This window comes from Cohnella sp. CFH 77786 (assembly GCF_019400745.1).
Classification (GTDB): domain Bacteria; phylum Bacillota; class Bacilli; order Paenibacillales; family Paenibacillaceae; genus Cohnella.
The window spans coordinates 1-5163 of record NZ_WJIB01000035.1; the positions used below are offsets into that span (position 1 = coordinate 1).

Here is a 5163-nt window from a genome sequence, read left to right on the forward strand (position 1 = left end):
AATGCCGGCACGACACGTGAATACGATGTTAACTGAAGTTCTCGGCTTCTTCGAATTATCTGAAAAAGTGAACTTTTCTTCGAAACACCCCAGCAAGTACGCTTTACTACTACTTCATCGAAACACCTCAGCAAGTACGCCCTTTACTACTACTTCATCGAAAAACCTCAGCAAGTACGCCCTTTACTACTACTTCATCGAAACACCCCAGCAAGTACGCCCTTTACTACTACTTCATCGAAACACCCCAGCAAGTACGCCCTTTAGTACTACATCATTGAAACGCCCCAGCAAATACGCTCTTTACTACTGCATCATCGAAACGCCACAGCAAATACACACCTTAAAGTGGTTTTTTCGAGAATTTCAGTTAACGTCTCTCGTATTCACGAACCCGAGAACCTTAAGCCCCAACGGGGCGGCCGCGGCGCGGTTAGGTTCGCAGGGTTGTCCGCCTGACTCTGCTTCCACGAAATTCCTCGGGCGGACCGAGGGACGGCGAATGCCGGCACGACACGTGAATACGATGTTAACTGAAGTTCTCGGCTTCTTCGAATTATCTGAAAAAGTGAACTTTTCTTCGAAACACCCCAGCAAGTACGCTTTACTACTACTTCATCGAAACACCCCAGCAAGTACGCTTTACTACTACTTCATCGAAACACCTCAGCAAGTACGCCCTTTACTACTACTTCATCGAAAAACCTCAGCAAGTACGCCCTTTACTACTACTTCATCGAAACACCCCAGCAAGTACGCCCTTTACTACTACTTCATCGAAACACCCCAGCAAGTACGCCCTTTAGTACTACATCATTGAAACGCCCCAGCAAATACGCTCTTTACTACTGCATCATCGAAACGCCACAGCAAATACACACCTTACAGTGGTTTTTTCGAGAATTTCAGTTAACGTTCTTGTATTCACGAACCCGAGAACCTTAAGCCCCAACGGGGCGGCCGCGACGCGGTTAGGTTCGCAGGGTTGTCCGCCTGGATTACGACTTCGAATTGCCTCGGGCGGACCGAGCAGCCGTAAGGCTGCGACGCGTGAATACGATGTTATCTGAAGTAATCGTCTTCTGCGAGAAACAATCAAAAAGCTTTTATTCGATCTCTTATTATTGTCTCTGCCTTCTCGTATTCATTAATGTAGTGTCCAAAGCTTTCAGTCTTCAATAATTCAAATCCAGTTGATAGATATAAGCCTACTGCTTTATAGCTCCATGTCTGTGTATGTAAATATACGTCCTTCTTTCCTTCGATTTGATCAAATATCTGGAGGCATTTATAGACTAGGGCTTTACCTAATCCTAATCCTTGAAATTCCGGTTTGACCGAAAGCCAATGTAATGAAGGATCTCTTCTTCCGTTAGTATAATTCCACCAGGCAGTTATGGTTGCTATGTAATGTCCATCAGGGCTTTCAATCACGATCAGGCGTTTTTGAAGTTCTTCAGAATGTGCTAAATACTCTTTACGAAAATATTCCAAAGCTTCCTTCTTGTCATTAAACTCCCCTACAGAGGTTTCTATCTCAGCCCAATTCCGTTCCATTCCTGCAGAGTAAAGTGTAAAAGAATAACCCTCAGGTAGTTCCGGTTGCGAAAAAGGAAGTCCAGCTCTTCGCTTCATGATTATGTTGTAATAAGGAAGCGTCTTATCTAACAAATAGATCACCTTTGATTTAAATGGGTTTTTACGCCTTTACGATTATTTCAGATAACGTCTCTTGTATTCACGAACCCGAGAACCTTAAGCCCCGAAGGGGCGGCCGCGACGCGGTTAGGTTCGCAGGGTTGTCCGCCTGGATTCGCATCATCGAAATGCCTCGGCGGACCAAGGAGCCGTAAGGCTCCGCAGCGTGAATACGATGTTAGACGCAGTTCCTGACATCTTCGAATAATCAATCACCTAAGCCCTTAGTCGTCCTTGATCTTATGCTGTCCTTGATCTTATGCTGTCCTTGATCTTATGCCGTTCTTGTCCTTATACCGTTCTTGACCTTATATCTTTCTTGACCTTATATCTTTCTTGACCTTATATCTTTCTTGACCTTATATCGTTCTTGACCTTATATCGTCCTTGAACTTATACCGTTCTTGACTTATACCGCCTTTGATCTTATACGGCCTTTGATCTTATATAGTTCTTGATTTTACACAGCTCTTAGCCTTCGGTCTTCAATAAAGCCCTTGTCAGGAATTGCGTCTAACGTCTCTTGTATTCACGAACCCGAGAGGCTTAAGGCGACGGAGTCGCCGGGTGGCTCCGCCACTTAGCCTCGCAGGGTTGTCCGCCAGAATTCACTTCCTCGAAAATCTTCGGGCGGACCAAGGGTCGACGAATGTCGGCCCGACGCGTGAATACGATGTTATACGAAGTTCCCATCTTCTTTGAATTACAATCAGAAAGATTTTATGTTTACATTGATTTCGACTGAGTTATCAGACTTAACCCAAAAAACCATTATTTTCAGCTTTTCTAGTACATGGGTTATTTGCTTAACGACTTTCCTATGGCCTATGTTATCCGGTAATGCTATTCCTACGCCGATGATCCCTTTTTCATGGTCATCTTTGCGATCTGTAATGATTTTAGAAGCAGCAAGTAAAGCTTTGGATATATGATTTTCTATTTGATTCTGTTTAAAGGGTAACCCATATCTTTTAGTAGTTGATGAAGCACTTGTTTCTCCTTTGGCTTCGACAAAAAGTGTATATTGCTCTTTCTTTGCTATAAGATCTATGCCTTTTTGCAAAGTATTTAGCGTTTGCAATATTTCAAAGTCCATTTCGATCAATTTAGTTCTAACTATAAATATAATATCATTTTCAGTTAGCATTTATTTCCTCCAATCATGCACGTACATGTCAGGTGTTAATTCATGGGAATTTCGTATAACGTCTCTCGTATTCACGAACCCGAGAACCTTAAGCCCCAACGGGGCGGCCGCGACGCGGTTAGGTTCGCAGGGTTGTCCGCCTGCTCAGCTTCCTCGAAATGCCTCGGGCGGACCGAGCAGCCGTAAGGATGCGACGCGTGAATATGATGTTATCGGAAGTCCCCGCCTTCGAAGAGTTACTGGATTCTGGTTATTTCACTCGCCTTTAATATATTGATTAATCTGCTGTCTTCATATGTTCTATGTCCTTTGACAATTGATATATATAACCCTAAATCTTTATTGTAAATTGATTCATTATCTTCATTTTCTTTTGATATTTTTATTGTATATGTAGTGCCTTTGTTAGTTTTGAATTCCCACATAGCTCCCGTTGTATTGCCTATGTCTACTCCAGAGGAAGTTCTTGTCACTGAATACTTCTCTTTTGTTTTTATTACTTCCCCTAAGTAATAAACATCTGTCATTTGTTGGACTAACAATATGTTCTCAACATCTCCTAAATCAAATTCGAGAATTTTCCCCTTAATAGACTGTTCTTCTACGAAATTCTGTATTGCTTTCTCTTTTGTTTCAAACATTATTAATTCATCTTCTGTCTTACAACCTGATAAAAAGGAAAGGAGAGTAATAAAAAATAATAGTATCTTCATTCAACAATCTCCTTTATAGTGCAGTTGAGGCTTGAAGCCTTTGCGGGGATTTCCGATAACGTCTCTCATATTCACGAACCCGAGAACCTTAAGGCTCCGGAGGAGCCGGCCGCGACGCGGTTAGGTTCGCAGGGTTGTCCGCCTGACCCACTTCCCCGAAATGCCTCGGGCGGACCGAGCAGCCATAAGGCTGCGATGCGTGAATACGATGTTATCTGATGCCTGGGCCCTCTTCGAAAACACCTTCAAAAACTCTGTGTAGTAATATTGGATGCTCAAAGCATATTGATTCATTATTCCGGTGAATGTGGCCATGGTTCCGACTTTTTAAGATTGGATGGTACCCCGGTCTAATATTATTTACCAACCGTTACCTGGTCTCCAATTAGGTTGAAATATTATTTGGTATAGTCGTCCATGGCTTGAACAGCTAGTTCCAATGCTTTTATTCTTCTTTCTAATAGCGTTCTTTGAGGACTGCCTTCCTTTGACTTAGCATAATTTTTCTTAAGTGATGGGAATAAACCAACAAGAACATAGCGAGCTTCTGTTATATCTTCCTTTGAGTAAGTAAGTGGACTTTGATTCCAAACGTTTTCTAGCATAGCAATTCCGATGCGATGAGCTTTGAGTCGTTTCTCTATTAAAGTAGTACTTGCACCTTCCTGAGTCATCTTAGCCAAGGCATTTTCTGATTTGTTGATTGTCGATTGTAAGGATCTTATTGATTCCAATTTCTCTACATTCGGTACGTTTTCCATGATTGTGCTATCCTTTTCGTCTTTGAATTATTTTGTTTGATTCTTAGTTCATAATTGCTTTTCAACCATGAAAAAATATTACACAAGCTCTTGACCAGGTTTCAGTTAACGTTCCCGCATTCACGACGCCGAGAGGCTTAAGGATTCCATGGATTGATCCAAATGTGGATCAATCCGGTCCGGGTGGCGCAGCCACTTAGCCTCGCAGGTGTGTCCGCCTGAAACAACTCCTCTGTCGATCGCTTCTGGCGGACCGAGGGGCGGCGAAAGCCGACCCGATGCGTGAATGCAATGTTAACTGAAGTTCTCGGCTTCTTCGAAATATCTCCGAAAAATGAACTTTACTACTGCATCATCGAAATGCCCCCAGCAAATACGCTCTTTACTACTGCATCATCGAAATGCCCCAGTAAATACGCCCTTTACTATTGCATCATCGAAATGCCCCGACAAATTCGTCCTTACCCTTCTGCATCATCGAAACGCCCCGACAAATTCATCCTTACCTTTCTACATCGTCGAAATGCCCCAGCAAATTCGTCCTTACCCTTCTGCATCATCGAAACGCCCCGACAAATTCATCCTTACCTTTCTACATCGTCGAAATGCCCCAGCAAATTCGTCCTTACCCTTCTGCATTGAAATGCACCAGCAAATTCGTCCTTACCTTTATGTATCATCGAAATGCCCATAAACTAAGACCTCTTAATGATCTTCTCGAGAATTTCAGTTAACGTCTCTCGTATTCACGAACCCGAGAACCTTAAGCCCCAACGGGGCGGCCGCGGCGCGGTTAGGTTCGCAGGGTTGTCCGCCTGACTCTGCTTCCACGAAATTCCTCGGG

Annotated in this window: 5 protein-coding genes; 1 reads left to right on the plus strand and 4 read right to left on the minus strand. The window is 43.3% G+C overall.

Annotated elements, in window-relative coordinates; translation table 11 throughout:
• Positions 1–820 (plus strand): hypothetical protein (locus GE107_RS26165; protein WP_219644640.1); only part of this gene is annotated, 820 nt, incomplete at its 5' end.
• A gap of 275 nt (positions 821–1095) precedes the next feature.
• Here GE107_RS26165 and GE107_RS26170 read toward each other — a convergent pair.
• The 4 genes from GE107_RS26170 to GE107_RS26185 form a co-directional block, all read right to left on the minus strand.
• On the minus strand, positions 1096–1671 hold the full coding sequence (locus tag GE107_RS26170; protein WP_219644641.1) for a GNAT family N-acetyltransferase: 576 nt from the start codon (positions 1669–1671) through the stop codon (positions 1096–1098).
• Positions 1672–2407: 736 nt separating this feature from the next.
• Entirely contained in the window at positions 2408–2845 is a 438-nt protein-coding gene (locus GE107_RS26175; RefSeq protein ID WP_219644642.1) for a hypothetical protein, read from the minus strand.
• Between the two features lie 236 nt (positions 2846–3081).
• A complete protein-coding gene (locus GE107_RS26180; protein WP_219644643.1) occupies positions 3082–3558 on the minus strand; it encodes a hypothetical protein in 477 nt (158 codons plus the stop codon).
• A gap of 398 nt (positions 3559–3956) precedes the next feature.
• Positions 3957–4319: a hypothetical protein gene (locus tag GE107_RS26185; RefSeq protein WP_219644644.1), complete on the minus strand. Its 363-nt coding sequence runs from the start codon at positions 4317–4319 to the stop codon at positions 3957–3959.
• Between the last annotated feature and the right edge of the window lie 844 nt (positions 4320–5163).

Excerpts from the sequence above, each read along its gene's own strand:
- GE107_RS26175 (WP_219644642.1), bottom strand. The coding sequence starts at position 2,845 with ATGCTAACTGAAAATGATATTATATTTATAGTTAGAACTAAATTGATC.
- GE107_RS26180 (WP_219644643.1), bottom strand. The coding sequence starts at position 3,558 with ATGAAGATACTATTATTTTTTATTACTCTCCTTTCCTTTTTATCAGGT.
- GE107_RS26185 (WP_219644644.1), bottom strand. The coding sequence starts at position 4,319 with ATGGAAAACGTACCGAATGTAGAGAAATTGGAATCAATAAGATCCTTA.